At 57.8% G+C, this 16,259-nt stretch carries 12 protein-coding genes; 7 read left to right on the forward strand and 5 right to left on the reverse strand.

Annotated features, from left to right (window positions below; genetic code table 11):
• Window positions 1–199: 199 nt before the first annotated feature.
• Both ACP2AU_RS14415 and ACP2AU_RS14420 read right to left on the reverse strand, forming a co-directional pair.
• A complete protein-coding gene (locus ACP2AU_RS14415; RefSeq protein WP_426376908.1) occupies window positions 200–2,377 on the reverse strand; it encodes a putative bifunctional diguanylate cyclase/phosphodiesterase in 2,178 nt (725 codons plus the stop codon).
• Between the two features lie 24 nt (window positions 2,378–2,401).
• On the reverse strand, window positions 2,402–4,378 hold the full coding sequence (locus ACP2AU_RS14420; RefSeq protein WP_426376909.1) for an HDOD domain-containing protein: 1,977 nt from the start codon (window positions 4,376–4,378) through the stop codon (window positions 2,402–2,404).
• A gap of 255 nt (window positions 4,379–4,633) precedes the next feature.
• Between ACP2AU_RS14420 and ACP2AU_RS14425 the strand changes: the two genes are divergently transcribed.
• The 4 genes from ACP2AU_RS14425 to ACP2AU_RS14440 all read left to right on the forward strand — a co-directional run bounded on the left by ACP2AU_RS14425 (window position 4,634) and on the right by ACP2AU_RS14440 (window position 10,699).
• Window positions 4,634–5,947 (forward strand): MinD/ParA family ATP-binding protein, encoded by a 1,314-nt coding sequence (locus ACP2AU_RS14425; RefSeq protein WP_426376910.1) that lies wholly within the window; start codon window positions 4,634–4,636, stop codon window positions 5,945–5,947.
• Window positions 5,948–6,218: 271 nt separating this feature from the next.
• A complete protein-coding gene (locus ACP2AU_RS14430; protein WP_426376911.1) occupies window positions 6,219–7,760 on the forward strand; it encodes a fatty acyl-CoA reductase in 1,542 nt (513 codons plus the stop codon).
• Between the two features lie 285 nt (window positions 7,761–8,045).
• Window positions 8,046–9,995 carry an acetate--CoA ligase gene (gene acs / locus ACP2AU_RS14435; RefSeq protein WP_426376912.1) on the forward strand — a complete coding sequence of 650 codons (1,950 nt, stop codon included), beginning with the start codon at window positions 8,046–8,048 and terminating at the stop codon, window positions 9,993–9,995.
• A 38-nt stretch (window positions 9,996–10,033) separates the two neighbouring features.
• Window positions 10,034–10,699 carry a LuxR C-terminal-related transcriptional regulator gene (locus ACP2AU_RS14440; protein WP_426376913.1) on the forward strand — a complete coding sequence of 222 codons (666 nt, stop codon included), beginning with the start codon at window positions 10,034–10,036 and terminating at the stop codon, window positions 10,697–10,699.
• Window positions 10,700–10,814: 115 nt separating this feature from the next.
• Here the strand turns inward: ACP2AU_RS14440 and hdhA are convergent, their stop codons facing one another.
• Together hdhA and ACP2AU_RS14450 are read right to left on the reverse strand one after the other, a co-directional pair.
• Complete coding sequence (hdhA, locus tag ACP2AU_RS14445) at window positions 10,815–11,582, reverse strand: 7-alpha-hydroxysteroid dehydrogenase (RefSeq protein WP_426376914.1); 768 nt, start codon at window positions 11,580–11,582, stop codon at window positions 10,815–10,817.
• Between the two features lie 146 nt (window positions 11,583–11,728).
• Entirely contained in the window at window positions 11,729–12,709 is a 981-nt protein-coding gene (locus ACP2AU_RS14450; RefSeq protein WP_426376915.1) for a D-2-hydroxyacid dehydrogenase, read from the reverse strand.
• 197 nt (window positions 12,710–12,906) lie between these two features.
• Here ACP2AU_RS14450 and ACP2AU_RS14455 point away from each other — a divergent pair, with 197 nt between their 5' ends.
• From ACP2AU_RS14455 to ACP2AU_RS14465, 3 genes are all read left to right on the forward strand, one after another.
• Window positions 12,907–14,133, forward strand: coding sequence for a pyridoxal phosphate-dependent aminotransferase (locus ACP2AU_RS14455; RefSeq protein WP_426376916.1), 1,227 nt, complete (start codon window positions 12,907–12,909; stop codon window positions 14,131–14,133).
• 8 nt (window positions 14,134–14,141) lie between these two features.
• Window positions 14,142–14,333 carry a CPXCG motif-containing cysteine-rich protein gene (locus tag ACP2AU_RS14460; RefSeq protein ID WP_426376917.1) on the forward strand — a complete coding sequence of 64 codons (192 nt, stop codon included), beginning with the start codon at window positions 14,142–14,144 and terminating at the stop codon, window positions 14,331–14,333.
• Between the two features lie 89 nt (window positions 14,334–14,422).
• Window positions 14,423–14,986, forward strand: coding sequence for a DUF1439 domain-containing protein (locus ACP2AU_RS14465; protein ID WP_426376918.1), 564 nt, complete (start codon window positions 14,423–14,425; stop codon window positions 14,984–14,986).
• A 38-nt stretch (window positions 14,987–15,024) separates the two neighbouring features.
• Here the strand turns inward: ACP2AU_RS14465 and ACP2AU_RS14470 are convergent, their stop codons facing one another.
• Window positions 15,025–16,182 carry an isocitrate/isopropylmalate dehydrogenase family protein gene (locus tag ACP2AU_RS14470; RefSeq protein WP_426376919.1) on the reverse strand — a complete coding sequence of 386 codons (1,158 nt, stop codon included), beginning with the start codon at window positions 16,180–16,182 and terminating at the stop codon, window positions 15,025–15,027.
• Window positions 16,183–16,259 lie beyond the last annotated feature (77 nt).

Raw genomic sequence — 16,259 nt, forward strand, 5'->3', positions numbered from 1 at the left:
CCGCCACCGTTATTATGTTTTTACGCCGACAGGCTGTCGGACAGTCCGGTGATCGGTTACTGATAAATCGAGCTTAGAGAAGGGGTAGTGCAAAGAATGTGCAGTACTGCGCATTTCCGGATACACAAAGTAACGCATGGATACACTTTGCAAACCGGGTCAATGTTTTGAATCAGAGTGTCAGACAATCGATAATAGGTCAGCCGGTGTGGGCGAATGCCAGTCCGTCTTTTGCGAGCAAGTGGGTGATGTCTGACGCGGGCCGCGCCGGGCCATAAAAGAAACCTTGTACCTGGTGGCATCCCAGGTTTTTCAGGTAGGCCAGCTGGTCGTCGGTTTCCACGCCTTCGGCGACAATTTCCAGTTTCAGGCCGTGTGCCATGGCGACAATGGCGTTGACGATGCAGGCGCCGTCCTCTCCGCTACGTATGGCTTTCACGAAGGATTGGTCCACTTTTAACGTGTGAATGGGTAACCGGTGCAGGTAGTTGAGAGAGGAATAGCCGGTACCGAAATCATCGATGGCAATCCGCACGCCGGCCGTAGCCAACTCTTTCAGCTTTCGGCTGATCTGTTCAAGATCGTTCATGATCACATTTTCCGTAATCTCGATTTCCAGGTTGGCGGTCGGAAAGCGGTGTGCAGCCACGCGGTTCATCAGTGTTTCGACAAACCGTGGATGTTCGACCTGGCTGGGTGAGAGATTAACGGCGAGGCGAAGGTTGGGGTGCCCGGAGCTGATCCAGTGCCCGACATCCCGGCAGGCCTGATCGATAACCTGTTCACTGAGCTTGGCCACCAGCCGCGTTTCTTCGGCCAGGGGCAGGAAGTCCCCCGGGTAAAGCAGTCCCTGTTCGGGGTGCTGCCAGCGCACCAGAGCTTCCAGGCCCACCACTTGATTGGAACGGGAGCATACCTGGGGCTGGTAGAAAACCCGAAATTCGTTGCGCTGAAGGGCCATGCGAAGATCCCGTTCAAGGCTTAACCGGTTGGCCGTGTTGATGCTCATGCTGTCGGAATAGAAACGGTAGCCGTCCTTGCCCCGCGCTTTCACGTGATACATGGCGATATCCGCGTTCTGGATGAGCAGGTCCATGGTTTCGCCCGCCTCCGGAAACACCGAGATGCCAATGCTGACACCCACAAAGACTTCCTGGTCTGCCAGCTGAAACGGTGCTTTGAGCGCATGAATCAGTTTGCGGGCGATGTTCCGGGCATCTTCATGACCATGGATGCTGGGCAGTAACAGCGTGAATTCATCGCCACCGAAACGCGACAGGGTGTCTCCGCGCCTCAGGCATTTTTCCAATCTGTGGGTCACGGCCTGCAGCAATCGGTCGCCCATGGCATGGCCCAGGGTATCGTTGACCACCTTGAATCGGTCAAGATCTAGAAACATGACCGCAAGCTTCTGGTGATTCCGCCGTGCATGGGTGATGGCCAGTTCCAGCCGATCTTTGAATAACGCCCGGTTGGGGAGCCGTGTAAGCAGGTCGTGGTAGGCCTGAAAGTTGATGAAGGCCTCGGCTTCCTTGCGCTCGGTGACATCGCGGGCGATGCCATAGTAACGGGCGGGTTGGCCCGTGCAACCGCCTTGGGTCTTGTCGGTCTGGGGCCAGGTTTGGGGGTCGACAGGAAACGCGGTTATTTCAAAGTGCCGCGTGGCCTTGTGGCTGCCCCGGGTTTTCAAGCGCACTTCCAGTACCCGTGGATTGTCGGCAGAGATGTTGGGGCCCTGCAGAGCGTAGGTGCCCCGGGCTACATCCCGATCATCCAGGAGATGGCGAAAATGCTTGCCGCAGAGTGTCGTCGGCTGATACCCCAGCAAGCTTTCGACCTTGTTGTTGATAAAGCAGATATGCCCTTTTTCGTCGAGCATGAAGACGATATCCGGAGAGCTGTTGACGATGTAACGGTGCAGGGCTTCGGATTTCTCCAGTCTGGATTGCACGATTTCATGGGCACGAACCAGGGACTGCTTGCCCAGCACACCTTCGACAGTTGCCAGTAGCTCCTCGGGATCGAACGGCTTGCGAATGTAGTCCAGTGCCCCCCGGCGCAAGGCGCGGCTGACGGTTCGGAACGACGACTCTCCACTGACCACAATAATGCCGCAATCCGGCTGAAGGCGGTGGGTCTCGGCCATGACCTGAAAGCCGTCCAGTTCGGGCATATTCAGATCCAGCAAGGCCAGATCGAACATTTGCCGGGACAGCTGCGTGCAGGCTTCCCGCCCTCCCTGTGCCTCTGTGACATCGAAATCCCGGCTGCGCAGTAGCTCGGCGAGGGTCCGGAGCAAGCGTGGCTCATCGTCTACAACCAGAATGCTCTGGCGTTTTGAGTGGCTTGAAGGGGCAGAGGTCTGTTCGGTTGCCATGGCTGTGTGTCCGTGGTTTCGTCGTCAGTCGGTGTCGTTATCGTTATAACTTGCCGCCGGCAGCAAAATCCGGAAGGTCGTGCCCTCCGGGCCGGTGTGACAAGCGATGATGCCCTCCATGTCATCAATCAGTTGTTTGACAATGCTCAGCCCCAGGCCGCTATGGCCATCTCCTTTGGTGCTGTCGACCGGCTCAAACAGTCGCTGCTGCAAAGACGGCGGAATGCCGGGCCCGGTATCGGCTATCTGCAGTTCAATCCAGCGGCGCCGGTTCTGAAACACGGGTGCCGTGGTACGGATACTGACCGTTCCGGACGCCTCTTCAAAACTTTCTACGGCATTTCGAACCAGATTCAGGGTAATTTGTCTTACTGCCGAGGCGCCGGCTTGTATACTGGTATCTCCTTCGCAGAGGTTCAGGTTCAGCTCCCGGCGACGGTCATGGAAAAGGCTGTCCTGCAACAGGCTGCACAGGGCTGTCAGCTCGTCATTCAGGTCGTTCTGGGTTGCGCCTGATTCTGCCGCCGGCTGGCTCATTTGCAGCAACAGGTTGCCGACACGATCCAGCTCTTCCTGAATGATTCCGAGTTCTTCGTCGGCCCGGGTGTCTGAGAGCCGTGTGCGCAGCTGAAACAGATATTGTCGGATAATCGTGAGCGGGTTGCTGACTTCATGCACCTGCCGTCGCAGACGTTCGTTGGCCATTTGCCGGTCTGAACCGGCGGTATCCTCTGTTGGCTGGGCCAGCGCGGCCATGAGCTCGCAGGCAAAAAGTTCCCCCAGGCTGCGAGCGCCGGACAAGGTTGTGCCGTCGACGCCGATGACAAAAATACTGGTATCGGCATCGCCGGATCTGACCGGGATCGCAAGAAGCGAAGGCGCACCGAGCAGCGAGCCCAACTGACGGTCAAGTATCGCCGGTTCAGACAACGCTGATACCTGCGTGGTGCCTGTCCTCAGGGCCGTGGCCAGAACGCTGTGGCCCGTCGCCGGATTCACAGACAGCTCTGGCAATTGTTTGCAGGTGCCCGCGCGCAAGACCAGCTCGTCATCCTGTTGACTGAAGCACAGGACCGGCAAGCCGGTCATCAGCGCGAGGCTGCCGGTGGCCTCGGAAATCAGTGTGCCCATGCTTTCCGTACCGGGTGCTGGCAGGGGCAGAGCGGTCTTTACCATGGCGTGTTCGAGAACCCGCTGACGCAGCTGTTTTGTTGCCGGGCTGGCATCGTATTCGGTACCCAGAGAAATGCCGAGGGACTCTGCCACCGCTGCGACTTCCTCGCCGATTCTATTATTGATCTCCCGGGTCAGGTCTTCCTGCAGCCCGAAAATGGTGCCCGCGGCACCCAATCCGGCCGCATCGGACAGGGCAAGACGGGTGGACAGGCTGATGATCTTGACCAGGTGCCCGGCGTCCTGAAGCTGCCCCGGCAAAGCTTGTTGATAGCGCATGGCATCGGCGGCCATGGGCCCAAGACCCCAGGCAGAAACCAGTTCGGCCGCGATCTCATTCTGCTGGTTCAGGCATTGCTGCTTGTGTTCCGGGCAGGACGCCTTGACGGCAAGCAACTCGCCAATGTTGTGAACCATGCCAAGCAAGAACGCTTCCTCTGGTTCGGCGTAGCGGGTGAGGGTTGCCAGTGTTTTTGCCGTTAACGCAGTGGTCAGGGAATGGCGCCAGAAGTCGCGCAACTGTTGCCAGTCGTTGCCGCCAAGCTCAAGCATTACCTGTCGCAGGGCCGAGGTCAGCAACAATGTCTGGAATTTGCGGGTGCCCAGTCGCAGCAGTGCCTGTTCAATCGAGTGGCCAGGCGCGGTACGAGGGTAGAGCGCGGAGCTTGAAAGTGCGAGCAGCCGGGCGACAAGCGCAGTATCGGTAGCCACAATGCGGCTGATTTCGCGATAACTCTGGCCTGCCTGGCAGGCATCGAGCGCGCGCAGGATAACCTCCGGAAGGCTCGGCAGCTGAAGATCTGACGCGATGTCTGTCGCTGAAGTCATGGCACGCCTCTGAATCCTGCGCAACGGCTTGTCTGTCTTGCGCAAGTGTCACCGCCCGGGGTCGAGTAATGTGACAGGTTGTTCATTTTTGTTGGTTCTCGAGCTTAGACAATAATCCGCCTCTATTAAATACTTAGTGGTGGTTTTTTAAGCAATTTATTACCCGGTCTGTGATACGTGTACCCTTTTTACCGGTTAAAATGTCGCTTATAGTGACAAGTCCAAGAGCCCAGGCTGTTTTTCAGGGAAGACCGGATGCAGGCACAAAGCCAGAATCACGTGCAGAAATCGCGCCACACCAGAACCATCGCCATCACAGGCGGCAAAGGTGGGGTTGGCAAAACCACTGTGGCGCTGAACCTGGCCATTGCGTTGTCCGAGCGGGGCCAGAAGGTCTTGCTGTTGGATGGCGACACGGATCTGGCGAATGTCAGTATCATGGTGGGCGCCTACCCCGAGCGCACTCTGGCGGATGTGGTGGCCGGCCGCTGCGCGCTGCAGGATGTTGTGATGAAGACCTACAGCGGGCTGCATCTGATTCCCGGAGCCTCGGGTGTTGAGGCTTGTATGGATTTATCAGAGCGGGACAGTCTGGCGGTTCTCCGGGCTTTGCATAAACTGGAACACCGCTACGACACGGTTATTGTTGACACTGCCTCGGGCTTGCAGTCAATCGGCCTGCATATGATTGCGGCGGCCGAATTGGCGTGTCTTGTTGTGACGCCTGATCCCGCCTCCCTGACCGATGCCTTCTCCTTGTTAAAGGTCCTCAAACGTCGCGGTTACCGTCGTACCCCGGGGGTTATTGTCAACATGGCTCAGGGCGCCAGCCAGGCGCGTTCGGTGTTCCAGCGTTTCAACGGTGCCAGCCAGCGGCACCTGCAGTGGTCGCTGAGTTATCTTGGGGCACTCTGGCGTGATGAGACGCTGCGCCAGTCGGTTCTGGACCAGACCCCGGTGACGGTTTTACCAGCCTCAGACCCATCGTGCCGGCAGTTTCATTCACTGGCGGAAATGCTGAATGTTCACCTGGGGAGGCTGCCGCCCAGAAAAGCGGGTATCGCGGCCTATTGGTACCGGGCGGCCAGGCGCGCTCCGGCTACGTCCAAAGAAGCCCGCTCGCCAGCATTTGGTCAGAAAACTGCTCGCGAACACTGCCAGGACCTGATAACACAATTTGAGCGGGCACTTGCGGCAGCGCCTGACGACGTGATGCTCCGATATGAGGCATTTACACGGCTTCTCGCACTGCTGGGGAGCAACCCCGATGCCGATACCGTAGAAATTATCCAGACCAGCCTTGCCGCGATGGACTGGCAGCAGTTGAGCGCTTCGGATCGGGCCAACATGGCGCTTCATTTAAGGCATCTGGCCGATGAGTTGGCGCCGGAGCCACCTGCAGAACAGGTTCCTTCGGAGAGCCGTGGGGCGCCGGATGAGCCACTGTATGACCGCGTTATTTTCGGTGAACAGGAGAAACTTGTTCGCGCCCTGCAGCAAAAACCGGCGGATATGTCCCTTGAAGAGCTGTTGCAGGGGCTGGCCGGTAAAGACAGCACCGATCGCTGATTTTCGGGTTTCTGGCGCGGCGCTTATGCCTTTTAAATTGTCATTTTATTAGCGTTTTTTGTGTCGTAATTTTGCAGTCTGTCACCGAGCTGTCATCTGGGTTGTGTGAGAATTGACCAGTGTCGTGACGGGTGGCCCGCAATATGCAAGCGACTCCGGCAGGCGGTTGCAGCAGGGATTCGGCGTTGACGGGGAAGAGGGACGTACCCCGCCCGCACAGTAATGGTTTATGCCCTGTCGGCATAAGTAATATCTGAGAAGGAGTTCTACCATGGCAATACAGCAGGTTCATCACGCTGGCGAATCATCATCGAAAGTGCTCGGACAACTCCGCGGCAAGCGGGTGCTGATCACCGGCACCACGGGCTTTTTGGGCAAGGTGGTGCTTGAAAAACTGATCCGGGCAGTACCCGATATCGGCGGTATCTACCTGTTGATTAGGGGTAATCGGCGGCATCCCGATGCCCGGGCGCGCTTTCTGGAAGAAATTGCCACTTCGTCGGTCTTCGATCGCCTGCGCGCAGCCGATGCCGAGGCGTTAGATGCATTTCTGGATGAGCGCATCCACTGTGTGACCGGTGAAGTGACCGAACCCTGCTTTGGTCTGGGCGAAGAGCCTTACCGCAAGCTCGCCGAGGACATGGACGCCGTGATCAACTCCGCCGCAAGCGTCAATTTTCGTGAAGAGCTGGATAAAGCGCTGGCCATCAATACCCTGAGCCTGAATAACATCGTGGGCCTTGCGGACCTCAACCCCGAGCTGGCGGTGCTTCAGGTCTCTACCTGTTATGTGAACGGCATGAACTCCGGGCAGGTGACGGAAGCCGTCATCAAGCCGGCCGGTGAGTCGGTGCCCCGCTCACCGGAAGGATTTTACGAAACCGATGCGCTCGTGCGCTTGCTGCAGGACAAGATCGAAGACGTTCAGGCTCGCTACTCGGGAAAAGTGCTGGAGAAAAAACTGGTCGACCTGGGCATTCGGGAAGCCAACCGTTACGGCTGGAGTGATACCTACACGTTCACCAAATGGCTGGGCGAGCAAGTCTTGATGAAAGCGTTAAGCGGGCGCACGCTGACCATTCTGCGCCCGTCAATCATCGAGAGCGCCCTGGAAGAACCGGCGCCGGGCTGGATTGAGGGTGTCAAAGTGGCAGATGCCATTATCCTGGCCTACGCGCGGGAAAAGGTGACTCTGTTTCCGGGCAAACGCTCCGGCATCATTGATGTGATTCCGGTGGATCTGGTGGCCAATTCCATCATTTTATCCCTCGCCGAAGCCCTGGCGGAACCCGGTCGTCGTCGCATCTACCAGTGTTGCAGTGGCGGGTCCAATCCGATTTCGCTGGGTGAGTTTATTGATCATCTGATGGCGGAATCCCGGGCTAATTACGCCGCTTATGACCACCTTTTCTATCGGCGGCCCTCAAAGCCTTTCTTCGCGGTAAACCGGTCCCTGTTTGATCTGGTGGTCAGTGGTGTCCGCCTGCCGCTGAGCCTCACCGACAGGGTGCTCAAACTGTTCGGCAATTCCCGCGACCTGAAAATGCTCCGCAATCTGGACACCACTCAGTCGCTGGCGGCTATCTTTGGCTTTTATACCGCACCGGATTACATCTTCTGCAACGATGATCTGGTGGCGTTGGCAAACCGGATGGGGGAGGTTGATAAAGGCCTGTTCCCGGTGGATGCCCGCCTTATCGACTGGGAGCTCTACTTGCGTAAAATCCATTTGGCGGGACTCAACCGCTACGCCCTGAAGGAACGCAAAGTCTATAGCCTGAAGGCGTCACGCCAGCGCAAAAAAGCAGCTTAGCACAGGCTCTCCGTGGCGGGGGCACCTCCCCGCCACGAATTATCCCCGCTACTTTGGCCATTTTTCTCTGGTTATCCCTCTTTCGGGAGGGGCTCGAGATACTGGTTTATCAACGCAATTGACGGCAGGTTGCCCCTGTCTTTCCGCCATCTTAGGACGTTAGTCTAATTCATTGTGCAGTGGCACACATGTTGAACTACAGGCATCCGTCTCGCGGGAAATGTCCCGACCACCCGGTATTTACAAACCGACAATGACAACAGACTCATACCAAGGGGGAGCACAATGACTCATAAGCAGGTATATCCGGTAAGCCCGGAGGTTGCTGATCGCGCACTGGTCACCAAAGAGCAATACGAGGAGATGTATCGCCAGTCGGTGGAGGATCCGAACACCTTCTGGGGTGAGCATGGCAAGCGTGTCGATTGGATCAAGCCGTTCACCAAAGTGAGAAACAGCACCTACGATTACGACGAGCTGTCTATCAAGTGGTTTGAGGATGGGGAGCTGAATGCCTCGGCCAACTGTCTCGACCGGCATCTGGAAACGCGAGGCCACCAGACCGCAATCATTTTCGAGGGCGATGATCCTTCGGTATCCCGTAACGTGACCTACCGGGAGCTTTACGAAGAAACCTGCAAGTTTGCCAATGTGCTCAAGGCGCAGGGCGTTAAAAAAGGCGACGTGGTGACGATCTATATGCCCATGATCGTCGAAACCGCCGTCGCGATGCTGGCCTGTGCGCGTATTGGTGCCATCCACTCGGTGGTGTTTGGTGGTTTCTCCCCGGAAGCGCTGGCCGCCCGGGTAGTCAATGGCAAGTCCCGTTTCGTGATCACGGCCGATGAAGGGCTGCGCGGCGGCCGGGCTATCCCGCTCAAGAAAAACGTCGACTCTGCCCTCAAGCATGAAGATGATGCCCAGGTAGAGAAAGTGATCGTGGTGTCTCGCACCGGAAACGATCAGGTGCCCTGGACCGAAGGTCGCGACGTTCGTTACGAAGAGCTGATGAAACAGGCTTCCGCGGAGTGCGAGCCGGAACCCATGGGTGCGGAAGACCCGCTGTTCATGCTTTATACCTCGGGTTCTACCGGTGCTCCGAAAGGCGTTCTGCATACCACCGGTGGCTATATGGTGTATGCCTCCATGACCCACCAGTACGTGTTCGACTATCACGATGGTGATGTTTACTGGTGTACCGCAGACTTTGGTTGGGTGACTGGCCACAGCTATATCCTTTACGGCCCGCTGGCAAACGGGGCGACTACCCTGTTGTTTGAGGGGGTGCCGAATTATCCGGACAGCTCTCGGATGGGCCAGGTTGTCGACAAGCACAAGGTCAATATTCTGTATACGGCCCCGACCGCCATTCGTGCGTTGATGGCTCAGGGCGAGTCGTGCATGGATGGCACAACCCGTGAAAGCCTCAGATTGCTAGGCTCCGTCGGCGAGCCCATCAACCCGGAAGCCTGGGAGTGGTATCACCGAGTGATTGGCAACAGCCGGTGCCCGATTGTGGACACCTGGTGGCAGACAGAAACCGGCGGCATTCTGATTTCACCGCTGCCCGGTGCGGTTGATCTGAAGCCCGGTTCTGCCACCAAGCCATTCTTTGGTGTACAGCCGGCGCTGGTGGATAACGAGGGCAATATCCTGGAAGGCAAGGCCGAGGGTAACCTGGTGATCCTGGACAGCTGGCCCGGCCAGATGCGCACCATCTTTGGTGACCACGAGCGTTTCAAGCAGACCTACTTCAGCACCTACAAGGGAATGTACTTCACCGGTGACGGTGCCCGTCGCGACGAAGACGGCTACTATTGGATCACTGGCCGTGTGGACGACGTTCTGAACGTGTCTGGCCACCGTCTGGGTACGGCGGAAGTGGAAAGTGCTCTGGTGGCCCACGATAAAGTGGCGGAAGCGGCTGTTGTCGGTTACCCGCATGAGATCAAGGGTCAGGGCATCTATGTGTACGTTACCCTGGTACAGGGTGAAGAGCCCAGCGACGAGCTCAAGAAAGAACTGGTACAGTGGGTTCGTAAGGAAATCGGCCCGATTGCCTCTCCGGATGTGATTCAGTGGGCACCTGGACTGCCCAAAACCCGGTCTGGCAAGATTATGCGCCGGATTTTGCGTAAAATCGCCGCTAACGAGCACGATCAGCTTGGGGATACTTCCACTCTGGCTGATCCGGGCGTAGTGGATGAGCTGATCGGCAGTCGTGAGTTCCAGTAACAGCCACTGCCGGCACCAAACTGTGAGGAATCTGTTGCATGACACAAACAATTATCGTCGCCGATGATCACCCGCTGTTTCGGGCAGCATTGAAGCAGGCGGTCAGTCAGGCGGTGCCGGATGCAGAGACGGTTGAAGTCGACAGCATCAAGGCGCTGCAGGCGGCGGTAGAGTCGCACCCGGATGCGGATCTGATTCTGTTGGATCTTAATATGCCGGGTGCCCATGGCTTCTCTGGCCTGGTCTTTATGCGTGGCCAGTATCCCGGGTTGCCGGTGGTGGTTGTGTCTGGCTCTGAGGATCTGCAGGTCATGCGCCGCTCGATTGACTATGGCGCTTCTGGTTTCATTCCGAAATCGGCGCCATTGCCGACCATCACCGAAGCGATTCAGGCGGTGCTGGAAGGAGATGTCTGGTTGCCCGAGGGGGTGGCCGACAAGATCGAGCGAATGCAGGCGGAAACCACGGACTTCTCCGAGCGGTTGGCGTCGTTGACGCCGCAGCAATTCCGGGTGTTGGGAATGCTGGCTGAGGGGCTTCTGAACAAGCAGATTGCTTACGATCTGGATGTTTCCGAGGCCACCATCAAGGCTCATATCACAGCGGTATTCCGCAAGCTTGGGGTTCGTAACCGGACCCAGGCGGTCATCGCCATTCAGCAAATGGAGCTGGATCCCTCGGAGCAGTCGCTCTCGGGGAATTGAATCCTGGCGTTTGACTCGCCTTGCATAAAAACGGGAGCCCTCGGGCTCCCGTTTTTTGTGGTGGGTCTTTTATTATACGCTGGTACATTTGCCCGAAGTGGCTTGGGGCCCGTGCTCAGTCCAGTTCCTGAACACCACCACCGGACACGGTCAGAATCTGGCCGCTGACCCAGCTGGCGGCCGGGCTGCAGAGAAACAGCGCCGCATTCGCCATATCCTGGGGTTCCCCGAGTCGGTTGATGGGGGTGTGCTGAAGCATCGCCTTTTCAATGTCGTCGTTGAGTACCGAAGCCAGGGCCTCGGTGCGGGTAGCGCCCGGAGCGATGCCGTTTACCCGGATGCCCTTCGGGCCAAGGTCAAAGGCGATGTTGCGCACCAGATGGCTGGTAGCGGCTTTTGAGGAGCCATAGGACGCCATGCGTTTGTTCTTGTTTTCGGCCGACATGGAGGTAATCGCAAGGATAGAACCGCCGCCGGCCTTTTCCATTTCAGGGACGGCAAGCTGGGCGAGCCGGAACAGCGAAAATACGTTCAGGTCGAAGGCGCGGCGGAAGTCGTCCATGGGCATATCAAACGGTTTGGGGCCACCGCCGCCTGCGTTACTGACCAGAAGGCTGAGCTTACCAAAGGCTTTGACGGTCTCGTTAACAACGGTGGCCAGGTCGCTTTCCCGGGTAACGTCACAGGCGATGCCCCGGGCATTCCCGCCACGGTCGTTGATTTCGTCGGCAACGGCTTTGGCGGTGTCCAGTTTCAGGTCGCTGACCATGACCGAGGCGCCGGCGGCGGCAAAGGTTTCGGCAATGGCACGGCCAATACCGGCGCCGGCACCCGTTACGAGTGCCACTTCGCCGCTCAGCGTAAAGTCCTTGGGATTGTACATGGTTGACTCTCCTGCTAATTCATGGCGGCATCCCGCACGGCGCACCGGGTGCCCTGATCTTCGAGAGTAGGGCGGGCGGCGGGGCCGGACAAGTGGTCAGAATTATCAACTTGTCCGATTGGCGCATTAGGTGTAACCGCTGTCCACTAGCTGCCTGCGTATCCCAGCTCCTTGTTGACCCGGTTGAACAGTTCGCCGCCCTGGTGCCAGCGGTCAAAGTTTTCCAGGAACTGATCAGTGAGTGCGCGTTTCCATCCGATGAAGTCTCCGGCCATATGGGCGGTCATGATAACGTTGTCCTTCTGCCAGAGCGGGTGATCGGCTGGCAGGGGCTCTTCTTCGAAGACATCCAGTCCGGCGCCCGCGATCTCGCCGTCATCAAGTGCCTTTAGCAGCGCCCGGGTGTTCACGATCGGACCCCGGCCGATGTTGATTAGGCGAGCCGTATTCTTCATGGCAGAGAAGGCCCTGGCATCGAACAGGCCCTCGGTTTGCGGGGTAAGCGGTGCTGCAATCACGACATAATCTGCGTGCGACAATTGCTCATAGAGTTCATCGTTGCCATGCACGGCAACAAAATCCGGATCGTCGTGGCGGGGGGTGCGGGCAATGCCGTGTGCGTGCAGGCCGATGGCGTTGACCAGCCGGCCTATCTGTCGGCCAATGGACCCGGCGCCGACGACCAGAACCTGTTTCCCTTCGGCGCGTTCGGTATCCCGGTGTTTCCATTCCTGATTCATTTGTAGCCTGATGGAGCCGGGAAAATCCTTGGCAAACATCAGAATGGTGCACAGCACATATTCAGCAATGGTTCGATCGAAAATGCCCCGGGCGTTGGTCACCACCACGTCGCTATTGATCAGGGCCGGGAACATCAGGGCATCCACACCGGCGCTGGTTGCGTGAATCCATTTGAGTTTGTCGGCGCAGGGCCAGGCGGCTTCCAGGGCTTCGGTACGAAAGTCCGTTACCATCATCACGTCGGTACCGGGGAGGGTATCCCTCAGGCTCGTTTCGTCGCAGGCAAAACGCACCTCGGCGCGCGCCTTCACTGCCTCGACACCTGGCGGGGCTGGCTCATCGGGGGCGGTCAGAACGGTAACAACCGGTTTGCCTGAGTCTGTCATGTAACCTCCGGTGGTCATGGTCTCGGATGTAATTGTTTCATCAGTCTGGTCGGCGGTTGTGAGCTGGTCAACCCGGGCAGCGGCGAATCGGTTTCGAAGGTTCGGTTATCCTTTAGTCCTGTCGCCTTGTACCTATGATTTTTACTGACTAACCTGCAGATGTATCGTCATTTCTACTCTGTCTGCTGGAGGTGCTTATGGTGGAGTCCGCGAACGGGGACACCGGCCTGACCAAACCGCGTAAAGTGAAGTACCGGAAGACCAAGGCCAGTTGGAATCCGGCCATGCAGGCCATCCCTGTGTCGGGGATTCGCCGTCTGGTAAACATGGCGTCCACCATGAAAGATGTTATTCATCTTTCCATTGGCCAGCCCGATCTGCCCACCCCCAAGCACATTATCGATGCTTATATCGATGCGCTGAATGCCGGGCAAACGGGGTACACCATGGATGCCGGTTTGCCGGAGTTGCTGGTGGCGCTGAGGGATTACTACGGCAAACGGTACAACCGAAAGCTCACACGCGACAATATCCTGGTGACCAGCGGTGCCACAGAAGCCATGTATCTGGCCATTTCTGCAACCTCCGCGCCGGGCCGCCAGTTCATTGTCACCGATCCGTCGTTCCTGCTCTATGCGCCGCTGATCCGGATGAACGGCGGTGAGGTAAAGTATGTACCCACTCGGGCCGAGAACAACCACCAGCTAGATCCGGACGACGTCATTCGCGCCATGGGGTCTCGCACCTTCGCGCTGATCCTCAACAATCCGAATAACCCTACGGGGGCGGTTTATCCCCGCAGCACGGTCGAAACCATCCTCGAAGAGTGTGCTTACCGTGGTATCCAGGTCTATGCGGATGAAGTTTATGATCACCTGATCTTCGATGATGACGATTTTGCCAGTGTCCTGAACTGCTCGGTGGACCTGGACAATATCATGTGCATCAGCAGCTTTTCTAAAACCTACAGCATGGCGGGGCTGCGCGTGGGCTGGGTCATCTCCAGCCAGGCCGCGATCAAATCGCTGCGCCGATACCATATGTTCACCACATCGGTGGCCAATACACCCTCCCAGTTCGCCGGCGTAGCGGCATTGACCGCCGACCAGCAATGCGTTCGGGATATGGTCGACATCTACCGGGAACGTCGTGACAAGGTTGTGGAGCTGATTGATCAAACGCCTTATCTGACCGGCTACAAGCCCGGTGGCGCGTTTTTCGCGTTTCCGGATCTGCCACCCCATGTGGATGGCTCCGATCTGGCGTTGCGGATGCTTAAAGAAACGGGTGTGTGTGTTGTACCGGGTGATGCGTTTGGTGAAGACTGCACCAATGCGTTGAGGTTCAGTTTTTCCACCACCTGCGAACGGCTGGATGAGGCATTCGATCGCATCATCCCCTGGATGGCCAAGCAACAGTTTTAAGGCCGGGTATGTCTGCTCTCGAATCGGTGCTTGTGCAATGTCCGTACTGTTGGGAGACGCTGGAGATCAGCGTCGACCCTTCCGTATCTGAACAGGAATATGTGGAAGATTGCCAGGTGTGTTGTCAGCCCATTGTCCTGACCTTGCAACTGGAGGACGGGCAGGTGTCCAGCGTGGAAGCCCGTCCTGAAAACGAGTGACTGCGTGAGCAATTGGTAATCTGGTCTGCTTGCGGATCGGAGCGGGCTGGCCCACGATAGGGAATCGTCTGTTTGCAGGGAATCCAGGTATGTTGAAGCACACCCGACTTTGGCTGGTTCTGTTTCTGGCAGTCGCTGCCAGTGGCTGCGCCAGCCTCACACCCTATGTCATTTCCGAGAGTGAAATAGAAGGACACCTTAAAAAGGCCGTGTCGGATTTCGATCGGAAGCAATTGCAGAGTGGCTCACCTCTGAGCCTGAGCCTGAGTGATGCGGATATCACTCTTGGTCCTGACGGACGGGATGTGGCGGTCATCAATTTGAAAGGGCAGGTGGCCCTGAACGCTTTGATGGCCAAATTGCCGGTGGATCTGGCGCTGAAAGTGGAGGGCGCGCCGGTGTATGATAGCCAGGAAAAAGCGATTTACATTCGTCGCCTCCAGCTGCTTGAAAGCTCGATTGATTCGCCGTTCTTCAAGGGAGATCTGGAGCCTGTTACCCGCAACGTGATGCGGGCGGTCTCCCAGATGCTGGAGACCATGCCGGTGTATCGGCTGGATGAAGCCGACTTTGCGCAACGTATGTTTGGCATGATGCCGATGGATGTCCGGGTGGCACCCGGCCGGCTGGAATTCGTGATGGCCGACCAATAGAACGGGTGGGCCACCACGTTGTTTGATTGAGGCCGGGTTTACCCGGCCTCAATGCGTTTGCAAACCGCGTCGCCGATTTCCCGGGTGCTGCGCGGTTCCCCTCCCTTTTCTGCAAGGTCGGCGGCGACAGCGTCGAACAGTTGCTGCCCTGCCTCCGCCAGGCGGGGGTCTTGCCGGCCCAGCCAGTCCAGCATACGGGCTGTGGTAAACAGCATGGCGGTAGGGTCGGCGACGCCCTGGCCGGCAATGTCCGGTGCGCTGCCATGGGTGGGCTCGAACATGGATGGCATATCCGGGTCGGTCGGGTTCAGGTTGCAGGAGGGGGCCACGCCCATACCCCCCGAAATGACGGCGGCCAGATCTGTCAGTATGTCGCCCTGCAGATTGCTGGCGACAACAACATCGAAGGCCCATGGGCTGGATACAAACTTCATGCAGGCTGCGTCCACCAGTTCGTGGTGGGTGGCGACATCGGGGAATTCGCTGCTGACCTCAGCAAAGACATCGGTATACATATCACCCCAGTACCGCAGGGCGTTACGTTTGGTGATCAGGCAAACCTGGCTTTCGCAGGTTTTTCCGTCCAGGGTCTGGAAACTGCGGGTCCTGCCCTGCTGAACGCGTTCACGGGCGCGCTTTCTGGCCTGCTCAAAGCCGTAGCGGATAATCCGCTCGGTCGCCCGGCGGGTGAAAACTTCCATCTGGGTGGCCACTTCGTCGGGCGTGCCCTGGCGGAGCCTGCCGCCCTGGCTGACGTATTCACCTTCGCTGTTTTCGCGGATCACCAGCATATCGATGTCTTTTGCGCGATCATCTTTCAGATATTGCCGTGCGCCGGGCAGCAGTCGGGCGGGACGCTCACACACCCACTGGTCAAAGCCTTTGCGCATATCGAGCAGAGGTGCGAGGGAAATGCTGTCTGGTAGCAGATAACGATCCGGGTCGTGGACCGGCCCCGGGTCACCCAGGGCGCCTAACAATATGGCGTCAAAACCGTTCAGTTGTTCCAGAGCATCCGTTGGCCACGATTGCCCGTATTCCTCGTGCCAGGCATGGGAGGGCCATGGGAAGCGGATCCATTCCAGGGGCAGGCCAAGCTTGGCCCTGAGTACCTCAAGGCAACGGACGGCTTCGGCCACTACCTCAGGGCCAATGCCGTCTCCGGGCGTTACTGCGATACGGGTGGTCTCGGCCATTCCCTAACCTCCTTACGTTGCGGCTTGGCGGATTGCATTCGACAAACCCAGTGTAGCTTTGCAGGCTGCAGATGCCA

Origin of the sequence: Marinobacter sp. VGCF2001 (assembly GCF_049943275.1) — a bacterium.
Lineage (GTDB): Bacteria > Pseudomonadota > Gammaproteobacteria > Pseudomonadales > Oleiphilaceae > Marinobacter.

Excerpts from the sequence above, each read along its gene's own strand:
- hdhA (WP_426376914.1), bottom strand. The coding sequence starts at position 11,582 with ATGTACAATCCCAAGGACTTTACGCTGAGCGGCGAAGTGGCACTCGTA.
- ACP2AU_RS14465 (WP_426376918.1), top strand. The coding sequence starts at position 14,423 with ATGTTGAAGCACACCCGACTTTGGCTGGTTCTGTTTCTGGCAGTCGCT.
- ACP2AU_RS14450 (WP_426376915.1), bottom strand. The coding sequence starts at position 12,709 with ATGACAGACTCAGGCAAACCGGTTGTTACCGTTCTGACCGCCCCCGAT.
- ACP2AU_RS14415 (WP_426376908.1), bottom strand. The coding sequence starts at position 2,377 with ATGGCAACCGAACAGACCTCTGCCCCTTCAAGCCACTCAAAACGCCAG.
- ACP2AU_RS14470 (WP_426376919.1), bottom strand. The coding sequence starts at position 16,182 with ATGGCCGAGACCACCCGTATCGCAGTAACGCCCGGAGACGGCATTGGC.
- ACP2AU_RS14440 (WP_426376913.1), top strand. The coding sequence starts at position 10,034 with ATGACACAAACAATTATCGTCGCCGATGATCACCCGCTGTTTCGGGCA.
- ACP2AU_RS14455 (WP_426376916.1), top strand. The coding sequence starts at position 12,907 with ATGGTGGAGTCCGCGAACGGGGACACCGGCCTGACCAAACCGCGTAAA.
- ACP2AU_RS14420 (WP_426376909.1), bottom strand. The coding sequence starts at position 4,378 with ATGACTTCAGCGACAGACATCGCGTCAGATCTTCAGCTGCCGAGCCTT.
- acs (WP_426376912.1), top strand. The coding sequence starts at position 8,046 with ATGACTCATAAGCAGGTATATCCGGTAAGCCCGGAGGTTGCTGATCGC.
- ACP2AU_RS14425 (WP_426376910.1), top strand. The coding sequence starts at position 4,634 with ATGCAGGCACAAAGCCAGAATCACGTGCAGAAATCGCGCCACACCAGA.
- ACP2AU_RS14460 (WP_426376917.1), top strand. The coding sequence starts at position 14,142 with ATGTCTGCTCTCGAATCGGTGCTTGTGCAATGTCCGTACTGTTGGGAG.
- ACP2AU_RS14430 (WP_426376911.1), top strand. The coding sequence starts at position 6,219 with ATGGCAATACAGCAGGTTCATCACGCTGGCGAATCATCATCGAAAGTG.